This is a genomic window from Atopomonas sediminilitoris (assembly GCF_022601735.1).
In the GTDB taxonomy this organism is placed as follows: domain Bacteria; phylum Pseudomonadota; class Gammaproteobacteria; order Pseudomonadales; family Pseudomonadaceae; genus Atopomonas; species Atopomonas sediminilitoris.
The window spans coordinates 178,986-197,660 of the sequence record NZ_JAKUMM010000001.1 but is presented as its reverse complement, the minus strand read 5'-3'; the positions used below and the strand labels follow the sequence as shown (position 1 = coordinate 197,660).

General features: G+C 56.3%; 13 protein-coding genes. 8 read left to right on the top strand and 5 right to left on the bottom strand.

Features of this window, described 5'->3' with window-relative positions:
• Positions 1-106: 106 nt before the first annotated feature.
• From MKI83_RS00935 to MKI83_RS00925, 3 genes are all read left to right on the top strand, one after another.
• A complete protein-coding gene (locus tag MKI83_RS00935; RefSeq protein ID WP_241583140.1) occupies positions 107-4,972 on the top strand; it encodes an NAD-glutamate dehydrogenase in 4,866 nt (1,621 codons plus the stop codon).
• Positions 4,973-5,073: 101 nt separating this feature from the next.
• Positions 5,074-5,298, top strand: coding sequence for a DUF2835 domain-containing protein (locus tag MKI83_RS00930; protein ID WP_241582788.1), 225 nt, complete (start codon positions 5,074-5,076; stop codon positions 5,296-5,298).
• A 129-nt stretch (positions 5,299-5,427) separates the two neighbouring features.
• Positions 5,428-6,447 (top strand): quinone-dependent dihydroorotate dehydrogenase, encoded by a 1,020-nt coding sequence (locus tag MKI83_RS00925; protein WP_241582786.1) that lies wholly within the window; start codon positions 5,428-5,430, stop codon positions 6,445-6,447.
• An 87-nt stretch (positions 6,448-6,534) separates the two neighbouring features.
• Here the strand turns inward: MKI83_RS00925 and rmf are convergent, their stop codons facing one another.
• Positions 6,535-6,753: a ribosome modulation factor gene (rmf, locus tag MKI83_RS00920; protein WP_241582785.1), complete on the bottom strand. Its 219-nt coding sequence runs from the start codon at positions 6,751-6,753 to the stop codon at positions 6,535-6,537.
• A 314-nt stretch (positions 6,754-7,067) separates the two neighbouring features.
• On the opposite strand from rmf, the gene rlmKL reads away from it, so the two are divergent.
• A complete protein-coding gene (gene rlmKL / locus MKI83_RS00915) occupies positions 7,068-9,236 on the top strand; it encodes a bifunctional 23S rRNA (guanine(2069)-N(7))-methyltransferase RlmK/23S rRNA (guanine(2445)-N(2))-methyltransferase RlmL (RefSeq protein ID WP_241582784.1) in 2,169 nt (722 codons plus the stop codon).
• 46 nt (positions 9,237-9,282) lie between these two features.
• Here rlmKL and dacB read toward each other — a convergent pair whose 3' ends face one another.
• Complete coding sequence (gene dacB / locus MKI83_RS00910) at positions 9,283-10,731, bottom strand: D-alanyl-D-alanine carboxypeptidase/D-alanyl-D-alanine endopeptidase (protein ID WP_370867319.1); 1,449 nt, start codon at positions 10,729-10,731, stop codon at positions 9,283-9,285.
• Positions 10,732-10,882: 151 nt separating this feature from the next.
• Between dacB and MKI83_RS00905 the strand changes: the two genes are divergently transcribed.
• Complete coding sequence (locus MKI83_RS00905; protein ID WP_241582782.1) at positions 10,883-13,180, top strand: PAS domain S-box protein; 2,298 nt, start codon at positions 10,883-10,885, stop codon at positions 13,178-13,180.
• A gap of 2 nt (positions 13,181-13,182) precedes the next feature.
• Positions 13,183-13,653: a GGDEF domain-containing protein gene (locus tag MKI83_RS00900; RefSeq protein ID WP_241582780.1), complete on the top strand. Its 471-nt coding sequence runs from the start codon at positions 13,183-13,185 to the stop codon at positions 13,651-13,653.
• Positions 13,654-13,701: 48 nt separating this feature from the next.
• On the opposite strand, the gene MKI83_RS00895 is transcribed toward MKI83_RS00900, so the two are convergent.
• From MKI83_RS00895 to rloA, 3 genes are read right to left on the bottom strand one after another with little or no spacing between them, the layout of a single operon-like run.
• A complete protein-coding gene (locus tag MKI83_RS00895) occupies positions 13,702-14,685 on the bottom strand; it encodes an alpha-L-glutamate ligase-like protein (RefSeq protein WP_272492992.1) in 984 nt (327 codons plus the stop codon).
• Positions 14,686-14,688: 3 nt separating this feature from the next.
• Positions 14,689-16,218: an osmotic stress tolerance membrane protein RloB gene (gene rloB, locus MKI83_RS00890; protein ID WP_241582777.1), complete on the bottom strand. Its 1,530-nt coding sequence runs from the start codon at positions 16,216-16,218 to the stop codon at positions 14,689-14,691.
• A 22-nt stretch (positions 16,219-16,240) separates the two neighbouring features.
• A complete protein-coding gene (gene rloA / locus MKI83_RS00885) occupies positions 16,241-16,762 on the bottom strand; it encodes a retropepsin-like aspartic peptidase RloA (protein WP_241582776.1) in 522 nt (173 codons plus the stop codon).
• Positions 16,763-17,022: 260 nt separating this feature from the next.
• Between rloA and MKI83_RS00880 the strand changes: the two genes are divergently transcribed.
• Entirely contained in the window at positions 17,023-17,733 is a 711-nt protein-coding gene (locus MKI83_RS00880) for a GntR family transcriptional regulator (protein WP_241582775.1), read from the top strand.
• Positions 17,730-18,620: a methylisocitrate lyase gene (gene prpB, locus MKI83_RS00875; protein ID WP_241582774.1), complete on the top strand. Its 891-nt coding sequence runs from the start codon at positions 17,730-17,732 to the stop codon at positions 18,618-18,620. The genes MKI83_RS00880 and prpB overlap by 4 nt, the downstream gene beginning before the upstream one ends.
• Positions 18,621-18,675 lie beyond the last annotated feature (55 nt).

The window sequence follows — 18,675 nt, the reverse complement described above, 5'->3', positions numbered from 1 at the left end:
TCACTTTAAAGCATCTCTGCCAGCTTCGACTAATCTTGCTTGCAGAAGCTCGCTTTCGTCACACGAAAGAACAATGAATGAACCAGACCAATGGAGTGACCCCAGCATGGCGTTCTTCACCGCGGCCAGCAAAACCGATTTTCAGCACCAACTGCAGTCGGCGCTCGCACAGCACCTTAGCGACACCGATTTACCAAAAGTAAGCCGTTTCGCCGAGCATTTCTTCGGCATCATCTCGTTGGAGGAGTTGGCCCAGCGCCGCTTCGCCGACTTAGTCGGCAGCACCGTTTCGTCGTGGCAGTTTGTCGAGCAGTTCGACGGCAGCAAGCCCAAGGTGCGGGTGTTTAACCCTGACTACGAGAAGCACGGCTGGCAGTCCACGCATACCGTGGTTGAGGTACTGCAGCGTGATATGCCGTTCTTGGTTGACTCGGTACGCATGGAGCTGACCCAGCAAGGCTACAACTTGCACACCCTGCAAAATTCGGTGTGGCAGGTCGAGCGCAATGCCAAGGGCGTTATCACTAACCTCAATGCGCCCGGCGTGAGCAGCAAAGGCAGCCACGGTGAAGCGATTATTCATATTGAAATCGACCGCTGCGCCACCACGGCTGAATTGCGTGGGCTAGAGAAGTCCTTGCATGCTGCGCTGGCCGACGTTGAGTTGGCCGTGGTCGATTTCACCGCGATGAAAGCCAAAGTTGCCGAGCAAATTGCTTGGCTGGGCAAGGCCAAACTGCCCGTTGATAAAACGGAGCGTGAAGAGGCCAAACAGTTTTTAGAGTGGCTGGCCAATGATCACTTCACCTTCCTAGGCTATGAAGAGTTCACCCTGCAAAACAGCAAAGACGGCAGCGCCACCGTGCAGTACGACGCCAAAGCCTCGCTGGGCCTCAGCAAGTCGATGCGCGCCAACTTAAAACCGGCGGATGCGGCGGTGAACAGTGCGGCGGTAGCTTATTTGCGCGAGCCGTACTTGCTGAGTTTTGCCAAGGCGGCCACGCAATCCAAAGTGCATCGCCCGACATACCCTGACTATGTGTCGATCCGCGAACTCAACGCTAAAGGCGAAGTGGTTAAAGAGTGCCGCTTCATGGGCTTGTACACCTCGATGGTGTACAGCATCAGCGTGAAAGATATCCCGTACATCCGCCAGAAAGTGGAAGCGGTGAAGGACAAGTGCAGTTTTGATCGCAGCTCGCACCTGGGCAAAGAAATGAGTCAGGTGCTTGAAGTGTTGCCGCGCGATGATTTGTTCCAAACGCCGGTCGATGAGCTGTTCAACACCTGCTTGAGCATTGTGCAAATACAAGAGCGCCATAAGGTGCGCCTGTTCTTGCGCAAAGACCCCTACAGCCGCTTTGCCTACTGCTTGGTTTATGTGCCGCGCGATATGTACTCCACGGAAATTCGCGTGCGTATTCAGCAAGTGCTGATGGAGCGTTTAGAAGCGCTGGATTGCGAGTTCTGGACCTTCTTCTCCGAGTCGGTGCTGGCGCGCGTGCAATTTATCCTGCGTCTGGATCCGGAAAAGGCCAAGGCGGTAGATATCGCGCAGCTCGAGCGTGAAGTCGTCCAGGCTTGCCGCAGTTGGCAGGATGACTTTGTCGGTTTGACCGTCGAGAACTTTGGTGAGGCACGCGGTACCGAGTTGTTGGCGGAGTTCCCCAAAGGCTTCCCCGCCGGTTATCGCGAGCGCTTCATGCCGCACTCGGCCGTGGTGGACATGCGCCATCTGATGTCGCTGGGTGAAGATACGCCGCTGGTCATGAGTTTCTATCAGCCGCTGCAGCAAGGCGATAACTTGCTGCACTGTAAGCTCTACCACGCTGACACCCCGCTGCAACTGTCGGACGTGTTGCCGATTCTGGAAAACCTTGGCCTGCGAGTGGTGGGGGAGTTTCCATACCGCTTACGTCGTGCCGATGGCAAAGAGTATTGGATTCACGACTTCGCCTTTAATAAGCCACAAGGCGTGGATGTCGATATCCAAGCGCTCAATAGCGTGTACCAAGACGCTTTCATCAATATCAGCAGCGGTCAGGCTGAAAACGATGGCTTCAACCGCTTGGTGTTGATGGCGGGTATGCCGTGGCGCGACATCGCGTTGCTGCGTGCTTATGCGCGTTATCTAAAGCAGATTCGCTTGGGCTTCGATCTGGCCTATATCGCCAATACCTTGGTGAATCACGTCGATATTGCGCGTGAATTGGTGCGCCTGTTCAGAACGCGCTTCTATCTGGCGCGCAAGCTCAGCAAAAAAGACATGGCTGAGAAGCAAGACAAACTTGAACAAGCCATTTTGGACGCGCTGGATAACGTCGCGGTGCTTAACGAAGACCGCATCCTGCGTCGTTACATGGACTTGATCAAAGCCACCCAGCGCACCAACTTCTACCAAACCCAAGCCAACGGCGAGCCCAAGCGCTACTTCAGCTTTAAGTTCACGCCGCGGGAGATTCCGGATATTCCGCGTCCGGTACCGATGTTTGAAATTTTCGTCTACAGCCCTCGTGTGGAAGGGGTGCACCTGCGCGGTGGCAAGGTTGCGCGCGGTGGCTTGCGTTGGTCAGACCGTGAGGAAGATTACCGCACCGAGGTGCTGGGCTTGGTGAAAGCGCAGCAAGTGAAGAACGCGGTTATCGTGCCGGTTGGGGCCAAAGGCGGCTTTATCCCCCGGCGTTTGCCGGTGGGGGGCACGCGTGATGAGATTCAAGCAGAGGCGATTGCCTGCTACCGCATCTTTATCTCAGGCCTGCTGGATATCACCGACAACCTCAAAGAAGGTGGCTTGATCCCGCCACCGAATGTGGTGCGTCATGATCCGGATGATCCGTACTTGGTGGTGGCCGCTGACAAGGGCACCGCGACGTTCTCCGATATCGCCAACGGCATCGCTAAGGATTACGGCTTCTGGTTAGGCGATGCGTTTGCCTCTGGTGGCTCGGCCGGTTACGACCACAAGGGCATGGGTATTACGGCCAAAGGCGCATGGGTTGGTGTGCAGCGCCACTTCCGTGAGAAGGGCCTTGATGTGCAGAAAGACACCGTCACGGTGATCGGTATCGGTGACATGGCCGGTGACGTGTTCGGCAACGGCATGTTGCTGTCGGACAAGCTCGCCGTAGTGGCGGCCTTCAACCATATGCACATCTTTATTGACCCTAACCCGGACGTAGCCAAGAGCTTTGCCGAGCGTAAGCGCTTGTTCGACTTGCCGCGTTCTAGCTGGGCAGACTACGAAGCCAAACTGATCTCCCAAGGCGGCGGCATCTTTGAGCGTGCGCTAAAGAGCATTGCCATCACCCCAGAAATGAAGGCGCGCTTTGATATCAAGGCTGACAAGCTCAACCCAACCGAGTTGATGCATGCCTTGCTGAAAGCGCCGGTGGATCTGATTTGGAACGGTGGTATCGGCACCTACGTAAAAGCCAGCAGCGAAAGCCACACCGACGTGGGCGACAAAGCCAACGATGGTTTGCGCGTTAACGGTAACGAGCTACGCGCCAAAGTCGTGGGTGAGGGCGGTAACTTGGGCATGACCCAGCTGGGGCGTGTCGAGTTCGGCCTGAAGGGCGGCGCGGCAAACACCGACTTTATCGATAATGCCGGTGGCGTGGACTGCTCTGACCATGAGGTCAATATCAAAATTCTGCTCAACGAAGTGTTAGCCGCTGGCGACATGACCGAGAAGCAGCGCAACACCTTGCTGGCCAAAATGACCGATGACGTCGGGCAGTTGGTGCTGGGCAACAACTACAAACAAACACAGGCATTGTCGCTGGCGCAGCGCGGCGCACTGGGGCGTTTGGGTGAGTACCGCCGGCTGATGAATGCGCTAGAGAGCGCCGGCAAGCTGGACCGTGGTTTGGAGTTTTTGCCAACCGATGAGGCGTTGAATGAGCGCACCGCGCAAGGCAAGGGGCTGACCCGTGCCGAGCTGTCGGTGCTGATCTCTTACAGCAAGATCGACCTTAAGGAAGAATTGCTCAAATCCAGCGTGCCGGACGATGACTATCTGGCGATGGAGATGAAAACGGCCTTCCCCGAGCAGTTGGTGAAGAAGTTTGCCGAGGTGTTACCGCGTCATCGACTCAAGCGCGAGATCGTCTCGACGCAAATCGCCAATGACTTGGTTAACCACATGGGCATAACCTTCGTGCAGCGCCTGAAGGAGTCCACCGGTGCTGATGCGGCGCAAGTCGCGAAGGCCTACGTGGTCGCTCGCGAGGTGTTCAACCTGCATGGCTGGTGGGCAGCGATCGAAGCGCTGGATTATCAAATGCCGGCCGATTTGCAATTGGCGTTGATGGAAGAACTCATGCGCTTGGGCCGTCGTGCCACGCGCTGGTTCTTGCGTAATCGTCGGGCTGAACTGGATGCCGCCAAGGACGTGGCTTACTTTGCACCGCGCATTGCTGAGTTGTCGGGTCGTCTTGATCAATTGCTCGGCGGCGCGGCGAAAAAGGATTGGGCCAAGCGCTTTGACCGTTACACCCAGTCCGGCGTGCCAGAGGATGTGGCGCGTGTGGTTGCCGGTACCGGACATCTGTACACCTTGTTGCCCATCATCGAAGCCGGTGAGGCCAGTGGCCAGACGCCAGAGCGCGTAGCGCATGTTTACTACAAGGTCGGTGATGAGTTGGATCTGGACTGGTACGGCCTACAAATCAATGACCTGAAAGTGGAAAACAACTGGCAGGCATTGGCGCGGGAAGCGTACCGGGATGACTTGGACTGGCAACAACGCGCAATCGCGGTGTCGGTGCTGATGCAAGTGGGCACCAGCGATAACCTGGACAAGCCGTTTGATGATTGGCTTGAGCAGCAAAAACCGTTGGTCAAGCGCTGGCGCAGCATGCTTAGCGAGCTGCGTGGTGCCGCCACCGAGGATTACGCCATGTATGCCGTCGCCAATCGTGAGTTGTTAGATTTGGCGCAAAGCGGCCAGCACGGGGTGTGTATCCCTTAGCCGTAACGCTTCATTGCCTCGATAAAAAACGCCGGCCTAATCAGTCGGCGTTTTTTATACTGCTGACAATCCAGTGCTTAAACAGGAACCGTAGCCGCGCTATGCCACGCCTTACATTACGCATCGATGTCAGTGCAGACGCTTTCGCTGCCTATTACCGTGGCGCGGCCAGCCGCGTAGTGGTCACCGCGGCAGATGGTCGGCGCATCAGTTTGCCGGCTAATCTGCTGAGGCCGTATCTACGCGCCGACGGCGTGCATGGCCGCTTTGAGTTGGAGTACCACGACAGCGGTAAATTGATTGCCCTAAAAGCCTTGGCAGGCTAAATCGACCCTTGCCTTGCAGACTCGGCGCCGCACAATGCTGGCCACAAAGTGTTAATCCATCCCGTTGTGGATTAGAGCCGCGCCGCGGGCCTGCGTATAATGCCGGCGTCGTTTAATAGGAGCCCCACCATGTACGCCATTGCCCGTGAACTGTTGTTCAAACTAACGCCTGAGACTGCTCACGAGCTGACCATTGATATGCTGGGCGTTGGCGGCCGCTTAGGCTTACCCGGTTTGTTGTTCAACACGCCGCAACAGCCGACGCAGGTGATGGGGCTTACCTTCGCCAACCCAGTAGGCCTTGCGGCAGGGTTAGATAAGAACGGGGATGCCATTGATGGTTTAAGCCAGCTAGGTTTCGGCTTTGTTGAGATTGGCACCATCACGCCGCGTCCGCAGCCCGGTAATCCTAAGCCGCGTTTGTTCCGCTTGCCCGAAGCGCAAGCCGTGATCAATCGCATGGGCTTTAACAACAAGGGCGTGGACTACTTGGTGGCGCGGGTAGAAAAAGCCCGCCGCGCAGGCGTGTTGGGCATCAATATTGGCAAGAACTTCGACACGCCGGTCGAGCGCGCCAATGATGACTATCTGTTGTGCTTGGACAAGGTCTACACCCATGCCGACTACGTCACCGCGAATATTTCATCGCCCAACACCCCGGGTTTGCGCACGCTGCAATTTGGTGACCAGCTAAAAAGTTTGTTGGATGCCTTGGCTGAGCGGCGTGAAGCATTGACCCAGCAACACGGTAAGCGTGTACCGCTGGCGATCAAGATTGCCCCCGACATGAACGATGAAGAAACCGCCTTAGTGGCTGCAACCATTGAGCAGGCCGGCATGGATGCGGTAATCGCCACCAACACCACGATTGGTCGTGAAGGGGTTGAAGGGCTGCCTTACGCCGATGAAGCCGGTGGCTTGTCGGGGGCTCCAGTGCGCGAAAAGTCGTTGGCGCGGGTTAAAGCGTTGGCTGAGGCACTTAGCGGACGCTTGCCGATTATCGGAGTCGGGGGAATCACCGAAGGCAAGCACGCGGCCGATTTGATCGCCGCGGGTGCGTCTTTAGTGCAGGTCTATTCAGGCTTTATTTACCGCGGTCCGGCGTTGATACGCGAGTCGGTCGATGCGATTGCGGCACTGAAAAAGTAGTAGGCAATAAAAGGGGCTCTCTAAGAGCCCCAGGGCTTGCGCCCGACGCCCGAGTGGGGCGTTCTGGAAGATTTTAAAACAGCATTGTTAACCTACGGCGTGCACCGCATTGAGTCGGTGCACTGCTGAAGCACCCGTCAAGCCGTCCCAGTTATCGCTTCGCCCCTCGCGCCAGCCGTTCATCCAGGCTTGCCGACTGTTATTGCCCTGATCAAATGGGCAGAGTTCTTTGGATTTCCCCTGTAAACCGTGTTGATAGCCACGCACAAAAGCTCGCTCCTGTGGATCGCGCTTGAGTCTCTTCATAGAGTTGCATCCTCTTATCATGTCTACGCGGTGTAGCTGGTATCCTTGTCGACCTGATGCATCAGGTCGATTGAGCATCGGCTGTCTGTTGTTGTCTATGCTCAATCAGGCTGTGGCCTACAGCCTTGATCGCCTAAGCGACTTGTTTATAGGTTTAACGAAGAAAACAGGCGCTGTGAATGAACCTTTTGTCATAAAGGGTTCATTTTTATCTGCTTAGGGCATAACTGGGCCGTCTCAAGCCTAAAATAGGCGACTTTTCCGAATCTCAGGCGCTGACCGTTGGTCAGGCCGCAGCGTATGACGTGGTACACATGCAAGACACCTTCGATTTGTATCTCACCTGTCCCAAGGGGCTGGAACAACTGTTGGAAGCCGAGGCGACCGAGTTGGGCTTGACCTCGCCGCAAGGCCGCCTCTCTGGGCTGGCGGGGCAGGGCAGCATGGAGGTCGCGTACCGGCTGTGCTTGTGGTCGCGTCTGGCTAACCGTGTGCTATTGGTGCTCAAGCGCTTTGCGGTCAGCGATGCGCAAGATATGTACTTGCAGTTGTGCGAGATGCCCTGGGAAGACCACGTTGATGCTGGCGGCAGTATTGCGGTGGAGTTCACCGGCGGCGGCAGTGGTATCGATAACACGCACTTTGGCGCGCTCAAGGTGAAGGATGCGATTGTCGATCGCTTTCGCGCGAAAGCAGGCAAGCGCCCATCGGTGAACAAGTTGCAGCCGGATATGCGTATCCATGTGCACCTGGAGCGTGGCCAGGCCACGGTATCGCTCGATCTTTCCGGCAATAGCCTGCATCAACGGGGCTACCGCTTGCAGCAAGGCGGTGCGCCGCTGAAGGAAAATCTCGCCGCCGCTGTGCTGATTCGCAGTAATTGGCCGGCTTTGGCGCGCGAGGGTAAAGCCCTAACCGACCCTATGTGTGGTTCGGGCACTTTCTTGATTGAAGCGGCGATGATGGCCACTGACATGGCGCCGAACTTGCGACGTACACATTGGGGCTTTTCTGGCTGGCTTGGCCACGTGCCGGCCCTGTGGCAGCGCCTGTTGGCCGAGGCGCAAGAGCGTGCAGAGGTAGGGCGGCAGCAAACGCCATTGTGGATCCGTGGCTACGAAGCCGATCCGCGTTTGATCAATCCCGCGCGCGCCAATATTGAACGCGCCGGTTTGGCGGATTGGATCAAGGTCTATCAGGGTGAGTTGGCAAGCTTCGCGCCCAATCCGGATAAAGGCCAAGGCGGCTTGGTGATTTGTAATCCGCCCTACGGCGAGCGCTTGGGTGATACCGCCAGCTTGGTCTACTTGTATCAACACTTGGGCGAGCGTTTGCGGGCCAGTTGTGAAGGCTGGCAGGCGGCGATCTTCACCGGTGCGCCAGAGCTGTGTAAGCGCATGGGGATTCGCAGTCACAAGCAGTACGCGCTGTTTAACGGTGCGCTGCCGTGCAAGCTGGTGCTGATGAATATCGAGCCGGAGCGCTTCGTGCTTGAGCGCAAAGAGCACAATGGCGCTGAAGTCACCACGAATGCCGCGGCTTTAAGCGAAGGCGCGCAGATGTTTGCCAATCGGTTGAAGAAGAACCTGCGCACACTCGGCAAATGGGCCAAGCGTGAGCAAATCAGCTGCTACCGCGTGTATGACGCGGATATGCCTGAATACGCTTTGGCGGTGGATATCTACGGCGATCAAATCCATGTGCAGGAATACGCCGCGCCCAGCAGTGTGGATGAAGCCAAGGCGCAGCAGCGCTTAACTGATGCGTTGACGGCCATTCCGTCCACCTTGGGCGTTAGTCCAAAACAGGTGCACATGAAGCGCCGTCAACGGCAAAGCGGCAAGCGCCAGTATGAGAAACAAGCCAGCGAAGGTGAGTTTTTTGAAGTGCGTGAAGGGCAAGCGCGCGTACTGGTCAACTTGACCGATTATTTAGATACCGGTTTGTTTCTTGATCACCGGCCTTTGCGTTTGCGCATAGCGCGTGAGGCAGCCGGCAAGCAGTTCTTGAACTTGTTTTGCTACACGGCCACGGCCACGGTGCATGCGGCTGTGGGCGGCGCGCGCAATACCACCAGCGTGGATTTGTCGGGCACCTATCTTGATTGGGCGCGGCGCAATTTGTCGCTCAATGGTTTTTCCGATAAGCACAAGCTAGTGCAAAGCGATGTGCTGGTCTTCTTAGAGCAAGATCGCGGCGCCTACGATGTGATCTTTATTGATCCGCCGACCTTTTCTAACTCCAAGCGCATGCAAGGGGTGTTTGATGTGCAGCGTGACCATACCCGCTTGTTAGAGCTGGCGATGGCGCGATTAGCACCGGGCGGCGTGCTGTATTTCTCCAATAACTTCCGCAAGTTTCAGTTGGATCAAGCTTTGTGCGAGCGTTTCCAGATCGAAGAAATCAGCCAACAAACTTTGGATGAGGACTTTAAGCGCAACAGCAAGATTCACCGTGCGTGGAGTGTGCGTCACAAGGCCTGAGGTTAAACCGAACTGGCGCAGCGTTCGGCTGCGCCAGTCACAGGCCTTACTGCCCTTGACGGTGCACTTCCTCTAAGACCTGATCGAGAATCTGGCTGGCACCCCATGGGCGCGGGTGGTTGATGATCGCGACCACCGCCCAAGTATGGTGCTTGGCGTCACGGGTAAAGCCGGCTAAAGCACGCACATTGTTCAGTGAGCCGGTTTTCATGTGGGCTTGGCCTTCTACCGCCGTGCCACGTAGACGCCGACGCATGGTGCCATCCATGCCGGCCAACGGCAGTGAGGCGATGAATTCGGCGGCATACGGGCTTTGCCAAGCAGCTTGCAGCATGTTGGCCATTTGCCGAGCGCTGATTCGCTCGATGCGCGACAAGCCACTGCCGTTTTCCATCACCAATGCATTGGGGCTGATCTGTTTATTGCGCAGCCATTGTTGAATTACTCGTGCAGCGGCTGCGCCATCGTGACTATCACTGGCTTGGCGATATTGCGCGCCAATGCCGTAAAACAGTTGGCGCGCCATGGTGTTATTGCTGAGTTTGTTGATGTCGCGAATGGTGCTCACCACATCGTCAGACTGACTAAAAGCCAGCAACTGTGCACCCGCCGGCACGGTGGCGATTTGTCCATTGTCACCACTGATACTGCCGCCGAGCTCTTGCCACAAGCTGCGCACCAGCGCGCTGGTGTAGCTGGCGTGATCCAGCAGTGACACGTAGTGCTGAGACAAACAGCCATTGGGCAAGCTGCCGACTACACGAATGCGCGCTTGCGAGCCTTGATCTTGGCTCTCAAAGCGCAGCGCCGGCCAGCGCGGACAGCTGCTGGCGGGTTTGACCTGTACTTGGTTTTCTAGCTGTACGTTGCCCAGTGGTGGTTCGAGGGTGACGTAGCTCTGACCGCTGCGCGTGCGCACATCAACGCGAAGGCTCTTAAAGTTGACCAGCAAGCTATCGGCATCGACCAAGAAGGGGCGGCTGGGGTCATTGCCGTCATCGCGAAACGATTGCTGCTCGTTGGGGCGCAAATGGCTGCTGTCCAGCAGTAAGCGGCCGTTGACGTGTTTCACGCCACTGGCGCGTAAGTCGCGCAGTAACATCCACACGCGCTCTTGGGTGAGCTTGGGGTCGCCACCCAGCTGCAGGATTAGGTCGCCATTAAGCGTACTGCCGTCTAGATTGCCGGTGGTGAGTAAGCGGGTGGGCCAGCGATAGGTGGGGCCGAGTAGCTCCAGCGCGGCGAAGGTGGTGACCAGCTTCATCGTTGAGGCCGGGTTTAGCGGCTGATCAGCGCCAATAAAGCGCGCTTGGCCTGGGCCATCTAACGGTATAACCGCAAGGGCGAGCGCATCAGCGGGCAGCTTGTGTTGCTGCATGGCGCGCACCAGCTTGGGGGAGAATTGCGCCAAAGAATTAGCGTGTGCTGGTAAGTTGGCCAGCAGAGAAAAGCATAAGGGTGCTAATAAATAAGTGCGAAGCGTGCGCTTGAACATGAGGATGGCCGAGTTGTGCAATACCGCGCATTCTACGGGCGTTGGTGTGCCGCGCAAGGGCGGCTGTCACTGGTAACTCAGTGCTTGCCTGCTTATGCTTTAGCGCATAATGGCCTTTAGCCGTCGTGGTGTGTTTAAGAGGTGTCAGCGCTTGAAAGAACGCGTCGTTAAGTTGTTACAGCGCTGGGGCTTAAGCGTAGTGGTGTTGCTGCTCGGAGCGCTGTTGACGCTCGTCGCTATGCGTTACCTTCAACTTAAAGATCAGCAGCAGTTACAAAATCGCTTGCAGCTCATTGGCGGCGAGCGCATGGCGCTGATTCTTACGCAAATGCATGCACTGACTAGCGAGATGGACAGCTTGCAGCGCTTTTATGCCTACAGCGATGATATCTCGCGCGGTGAGTTTGAAGGGTATACCGCCTCGGGCTTGTCCCTTGTGCAAGGTATGGCGTGGTTGCCGCGCGTGGTGCAAGAGCAGCGTGCTGCCCATGAAGCCTTGCAGCAGGCTGATGGTTTAGAGGGCTATAAGATCCTCGATTTGGGTGAGGACGATCTTTGGCGGCCCGCCAGTTCTGCGCCTGAGTACTTCCCCATTGCTTATCTCGCCTCGCTCCAGCCTGTTGGCGCGGCGCTGGGGTTTAACTTGTTTTCACATCCTACGCCACGTGCACTGTTGGAGCGGGCAACCGATACCGGCCAGCCGGTATTGAGCGATGACCTACCGCTGGTGGGGATCGATTCAGCGATCAGTACACAGCTGTTGATTAGCCCTGTCTTCACTGAGGCAGGCGCTACGGCGCCACAACACTTACGGCGTAGCCAGTTGAAAGGCTTTTTGTTGGTGAGTTTTTCTTTACAGCGCACGGTAGAGCGTTTGCTGGGGACTACCTCATTTAACGGTTTGCTGCTATCGATCAAAGACACGCAACAAAGCCCCGATCAGCGTTTGGCTAACTTTCCCCTAGCGGATGAGCCAACCGTCAAGGCTTTGGGGGGCGTGGTTAAAACCATCACGGTGGCAGATCGTGAGTTGGAGATCTGTATTGAGGCGTTGCCAGCTTTTGTGGCGGCCTATCGAGATGAGCGACTCGATGGTTTGCCTTGGCTAGGTGGCAGCCTAACCTTGTTGGTCGCTGTGTTGGTGTGGGTGCTAACCAACCAGCGTGAAACCGCGATGGGGTTGGTGAGAGCTCGCACTGCGCTGCTAGAACAGCGCGGTCGTGAAGTGGCTAATTTGGAAGCGCGCTGGCGTGTGGCTTTGGATAGCGCCGGTGATGGCATTTGGGAGTGGGATCTCGAGCAGCATATTTTGTCGTTCTGTGATCGTTACTTAGAGCGCCTAGGCTATACCGCCGGCGAGTTTGGCACTCGTGAGGACGAATGGCTGGCGCGGGTGCACGAAGAAGATCGCGACGACTGTCAGCACGCCGTGCGTCGCCACGTGCGCGGTGAAACGCCGCTCTTAAGCATGGAATACCGTCTGCGTAACCAAGCAGGAGACTACATGTGGGTGCTCGACCGTGGCCAAGTGATGGTCAGGGATGAACACGGCCGTGCGCTGCGCATGATGGGCACGCAGACCGATATTCACACCTTAAAAAACGCCCAAGCCCATGCGATTGAGGCCCAGCGCTATTTGCAATCGGTTCTGGATGCGGCGACCGAAGTGGCCATCGTGGCGACCGATATTAACGGCAAGATCACACTGTTTAATGCCGGAGCCCAATTTTTATACGGCTATCGCGCTGAAGAGGTGGTTGGGCGTGAAACCCCCTTATTGCTGCACGATCCTCTGCAAATTAAAGCGCTGAGCGAAGAACTTGAGCGTAATGGCCTAGGGCACTATCAAGGTTTTGCTGTGCTGGTGGCGCAGGCGCGTTTAGGTGAAACAGATACGCGTGATTGGCGCATGCGGCATAAAAATGGCCAGTGGCGGGAAGTGAGCTTGCGCATTACGCCTATCCGCAATGCGCAAGGCGGCTTAGAAGGCTTTTTGGGTATCGCCGTGGATGTGACTGAGCGGCGAGAAGCGATCCGCCAGCTCAAAGTCAATGATGAGCGTTTGCGCAAATTGGCCTCGCAAGTGCCGGGCGCGCTATTTCAATATCAGATGGCGATCGATGGCAGTACCTCGTTTAGCTTTCTGAGTGAGGGTGTCTACAAGCTATTTGATCTATCCGAGTCGGTTAGCGAGGTTAATGCCTCGCGAGTTTTTGCTTTATTGCATGAGGATGACCGCGAGCGTGTGCAGACCACGATCCGTTTGTGTTACGAGCAGCGCAGCAGCAATTGGCACAATGAATTTCGGATCAAGACGCTCAAGGGTGAAGTGCGCTGGTTGCGCGGTGAGGCAACAACAGAGGCCAAGCCCGATGGGCGCTTTGTTTGGTATGGCTACTTAAGCGATGTCAGTTTGCAGAAAAAACTGGAGGCGAGCTGCGCCGGCTAACCGTGACCGACCCGCTCACGCAGGCTTACAACCGACGCTTCTTCGATGAGCAAGGCCGTCAAGAAGTGCATCGCGCTGAACGCTACGGCACGCCGTTATCGCTATTGATGTGGGATATTGATCACTTCAAGGCGATTAATGATCGCTACGGCCACGAGTGGGGTGATCGGGTGTTGCAGCAGTTTGTACAGAGCTTTACTGGGCGATTACGGCAATCCGATTATTTGTGCCGTATTGGCGGCGAGGAGTTTGCGATTTTGCTACCGCAATCGGATCTTGAGGCTGCCCGGCAGTTGGCTGAAAGCCTGTTGCAACTGTGCGAAGAGCAGCGCTTGCCGCGCGTTGGGAAAGTAACCGCCAGCTTTGCGGTGGTGGCCTGGCAAGCGGGTGAAAGCTTGGCGCAAACGGTTAATCGGGCTGACGCTTTGTTGTATCAAGCAAAAGCCGAAGGGCGTGCTTGCGTGCGCGGCTAAAACGACAACGCCGCAGTTAAGCGGCGTTGAGGTGTTTTGGTAAAGCGCTTATTCGGCTTGCGTGATATGCCCGAAGTGCTCCTGAGCAAAGCGCATGCGCTCTTCAGGCGTTTCGGTGATGCCTTTCTTAGCAAGCTCTGCCAAGTGCGCCTCGACGATGTTGGCGCGCGTGGTAAGGCCGGCATCGTTGGCAATCTGGATGTTCAAGCCAGGACGGGCGTTGAGTTCCAGAATCAACGGGCCTTTGTCTTGGTCAAGCACCATGTCGACACCGATGTAGCCCAAGCCGCACAGCTCATAACAGCCGGCGGCGAGCTTCATAAAGCCGTCCCAGTCAGGCAGTTGCACGCCAGAGACTTCCGTTGCGGTGTCGGGGTGTTTGGTGATCTTGTTGTTCAGCCACGTGCCCTTGAGTGTCAGGCCAGTGGCTAAATCAACGCCGACCCCAATCGCGCCTTGGTGCAAGTTGGCTTTGCCGCCGGATTGGCGAGTCGGTAGGCGCAGCATGGCCATGACGGGATAACCCATCAGCACAATGATGCGAATGTCCGGCACGCCTTCGTAGCTGATGCTTTTGAAGATCGGGTCAGGGGTGACGCGATATTCGATCAGCACCCGGTCACGATGCCCACCGAGCGAGTACAGGCCTGAAAGGATGCTGGATATATGATGCTCCAGCTCCTCATGGCCGATGATTTTGCCTGACACAGATTTGTAGCGCCCTTCGTAGCGGTCGGCAATCACGATGATGCCGTCGCCGCCGGCGCCTTGCGCCGGCTTGATCACGAAGTCTTTATGGTTGGCCAGAATCTCGCCAAGCTTTTGCGCTTCTTTTTCCGTTTCAATAATGCCGTACAGCTCAGGCACATGAATGCCTGCGGCAATAGCACGCTCTTTGGTGAGGATTTTGTCATCCACCACCGGGTAGAGGTCACGGCGATTGAGCTTGAGCACGAAGTCAGCATTACGCCGATTGATGCCCATGATCCCTTTGGCCGAAAGCTCTTTCCACGTTTTAATCAGGTTCAGCATGGCTTAGCTGTCCTTGAGCATGGCTTTGAAGCGGAACAGCTCGGTCAGGCGGTAGCCGCGGTAGCGACCCATGGCCAGCATGAAGCCTACCAAAATCAGCAGTACCGCTGGGAAGGTGAAGACGAAGTACACCAGCTCAGGAATGGTCATCAGCATATGCGCTAGCGAAGCCGCAATGATGGTGCCCACCGCAACCTTAAAGGTCTGCGTGCCGCCACGTTCTTCCCAAGTGATCGACAGACGCTCAATGGTCATGGTCAAAATCACCATCGGGAACAAGGCGATGGCCAAGCCGCGCTCAAGGCCTAATTTGTGGCTGAACAGGCTGATTACAGCAATGATCACCACAACAAAAGTCAGGACGATCGATAGGCGAGGCAGCATTTGTAGCTTGAGGTGCTCAAGGTAGGAGCGCAGCGACAAGCCCAATGCGGTGATAAAGGTGAACAGGATGATGCCGAAGCCAACTTGTGTTTCGCGGAAGGCGAGGGCGATCAGTACTGGGGTGAAAGTCCCCAACGTCTGAATGCCGATCAGGTTGCGCAGAATCAGAATCACCAGCACGCCGATCGGGATCATGATCATGATCTTGTAGGTCTGCTGAGTAGACAGCGGCAGGCCGTACAGCGAGTACTCAAGGAACGAGGCCTCGGCTTTCTCATCCGACATCTTGGCCACGCGAATGGCGTTCAGTTGGTTGCTGTTTAGGCTGAACGTCACCTTGGCGTTTTTGCCGCCTTCAAGGCTGACTAACTCGTTTGCACCAAACCACCAAATCAGGCGGTCGGCTGGCAGGCCTTGTTGGCCGCTTTCTGGGTTGAAGTACAGCCATTTTTCACCGTTGAAACTACGCAGCCACAGCTCGGGCTCTTGGCTGTTGATTTCTACCAGCTTGATGGTGCGCACTTGCTCCATCGGGATGCGAGCCAGCGACAGCAGCAGATCAATGACTTGGACCTTGCGTTCGATACTTTTATCGCCGCCAAGCAGCAGCGCGACGTTATCGTCACCGGCGCGGTTTACCCGGCGGATGGTTTCGCGCACGAAGGTTTCAATGTCCGCAGAGTGCTGGCGAATTGGCGACAGCAGGGCTTCGGCGGCAATTTTCTCGGCGCCTTCAACGGGAAGCGGTGCGCGTTCAATCGAGCCTTTGGCTTCTGGGGTGTCAGAGCCATACCGCTTAGACAGCACTAAGCGGTAGTACAGTGTCTGGTTGCCTTTGGCGCGACGTGCGGACCACGTCAGGCTGCGGTTGCCATTGTCGCGCTGCACGCTTACGCCGTAGTTGTTCGAGATAAAGCTCTCGTTCAGGCTGACGTAATTTTCGGTCATGGGCGGCACGAACATGTTGACCTTAACCGGCTTGCCCGTTTGGGCTTGGAACTCGACTTTGGTGTCGACAGTCCACAGGTTGTCGGTCGCGTCTTCGGTGACCGGGATGCCGATCACAAAGATTTGGTAGGCCGTAATCGCTAGTCCTAAAGAGACCAGCAGGGCCACCAGGAATTTCAGATGCGTATTGGCAGAGCGCATGGCGTGTTTTTCTCGGCTCGTTTTAGTTATGTGCTACGCAGGCGGGTTTGCCGGCGGAGTATTTCAGACTCGGGTCAATCAGTGCGTCAAAGTTCTTCAGAGCTTCTGAACCAATTAACAACGGGTATTGAAAGGTGGAGCGGTCAGTCAGGTTCACTTCAATCAAGCGAACTTGGCCACCCATACACATGTCCAGTTCAATCACGGGACGTGCTGTGTACGTTTTGGCGTCTTCTTCGGGATCATAGTCGCCGGCCCGACGCTTAATTTTGCTGATGCGCGCTAGAGGCAATTCAATCGGATGCTCGTGTGCATCATCGATGGCCAAATAAAAGCGCACCCACGACTCGCCATCCCGCTTAAACCGCTCAATGTCCGTGGCGCTCAGCGAGGCGGTTTTGGCCCCAGTATCGAGCTTTGCGGCAACAAGCAGGTCAAGGTTGGGCAAGCCAACGTATTCATTTAGGCCGTAAATGGTTTTCTCTGCGGCAGCCAACGGCGCGGCAAGACAAAAGCAGAGAAGAGCAGAGGCAGCGCGTCTCATGTGTCCTTGATTTCGTGAAAAGTGGAGTGGGTGGGCACTGCGTAAAGCTGCAGTTAACAGCTTTGCCAACGACCCAAAACGCTTTGATAGTAGCACGCGACCGCTATTTTCAACAGGCAGGGCAAGGTTTGCATGGATTAACAGGGGGGTGTGGCGAGACTAAAGTCGGTGGCTATTTGTCGACAATCTTTGTTTTTAAAGCTTGTGCGCAGGGTTGTTTGGCGTTAATTTTTGCATATTGTCGACAATCTGGTGCTGCCGTGACAGATGCTTTAGATAACTCCGCGACACTGGCTGAGCAAGTTTTTCAGCGTATTCAAGACGCCATTGTTAAAGGTGAGCTGGCGCCGGGCAGTAAAGTGTCTGAGCCCGAGTTGTCGCGCCATTACGGCGTGAGCCGTGGGCCGCTGCGTGAGGCCATGCGTCGCCTTGAGGGGCGTAAGCTTTTGGTGCGCACGCCGCATGCCGGCGCCCGTGTGGTGTCGCTCAGTGCGCAAGAGTTGGTTGAGTTGTACGAAGTGCGCCAAGCCCTAGAAGGCATGGCCTGTCGCATGGCCGCCGAGCGTATGAGCCGCGCGGAGGTGGATGAGTTACGCCGCGTTTTAGAAGCCCACGAGCGCAGTGAAGAGCTGCAAAGCGGCGTGGCCTATTACCAGCAAGAAGGCGATTTTGACTTTCATTACCGCATCATTCGCGGCAGCGGTAATCAGATGCTGACCGATTTGCTCTGCGGCGAGCTGTATCACTTGGTGCGCATGTACCGCTATCGCTTCTCCAGCACGCCTAATCGTCCGCGTCAGGCGTTTGCTGAACACCATCGCATTCTAGACGCCATCGCCGATCGCGATGGCGAACTGGCTGAACTGCTGATGCGTCGCCATATCCGCGGCTCGCAGCGCAACGTAGAACACCGCTTAGCCGAGCAGCTAGACGCTGTGCCGGCCGCACGTAAATCGAGGACCAAAGCATGAGCCAAGTGACTGCCGGGCAGCGCTTTCGTAACGCCCTAGCCAATAACAAGCCGCTGCAAATTGTCGGCACCATCAATGCTTACAGCGCCATGATGGCCACGCGCGTGGGCCATCAAGCGATTTACTTGTCCGGCGGTGGTGTGGCCAATGCCTCTTACGGTTTGCCGGATTTAGGCATGACCAGCATGAACGACGTGCTGGAAGACGTGCGCCGCATCAGCGCTGCCGTGGAAACCCCCTTGCTGGTGGATATCGATACCGGCTGGGGCGGCGCGTTTAACATCGCCCGCACCGTGAAAGAAATGATTCGTGCCGGCGCTGCGGCGGTGCATATCGAAGACCAAGTAGCGCAAAAGCGCTGCGGCCATCGCCCGAATAAAGAAATTGTCAGCCAAGAAGAAATGGTCGACCGGGTGAAGGCGGCGGTAGACGCTAAAACCGATGACAGTTTCTTCATCATCGCGCGCACCGACGCCTTCCAAAAAGATGGCCTCGAAGCCGCCGTTGAGCGCGCGCGGGCCTGTTTAGAAGCCGGTGCCGACGGTATTTTTGCCGAAGCGGTGCACACCCTTGAAGACTACAAAGCCTTTGCCGATGGCATCGGTGGGGCGCATTTGTTGGCCAATATCACCGAGTTCGGCGCCACGCCGCTGTTTAACAAACAAGAACTCGGCGAGCACGGTGCCAGCATGGTGCTGTATCCGCTGTCGGCATTTCGTGCCATGAACAAGGCGGCGCTGACGGTGTACGAAAGCATTCTGGCTAAGGGCGACCAAAAAGACGTCATCGACCTGATGCAGACCCGGATGGAGCTGTACGACTTCCTTGATTACCACAGCTTTGAGCAGAAGCTCGACGCGTTGTTTGCCCAAGGCAAAAACAAGTAACCACTAATACTGACACGGCGGGCACGACCCGCCGGCACAACGAATGATGAGGTGA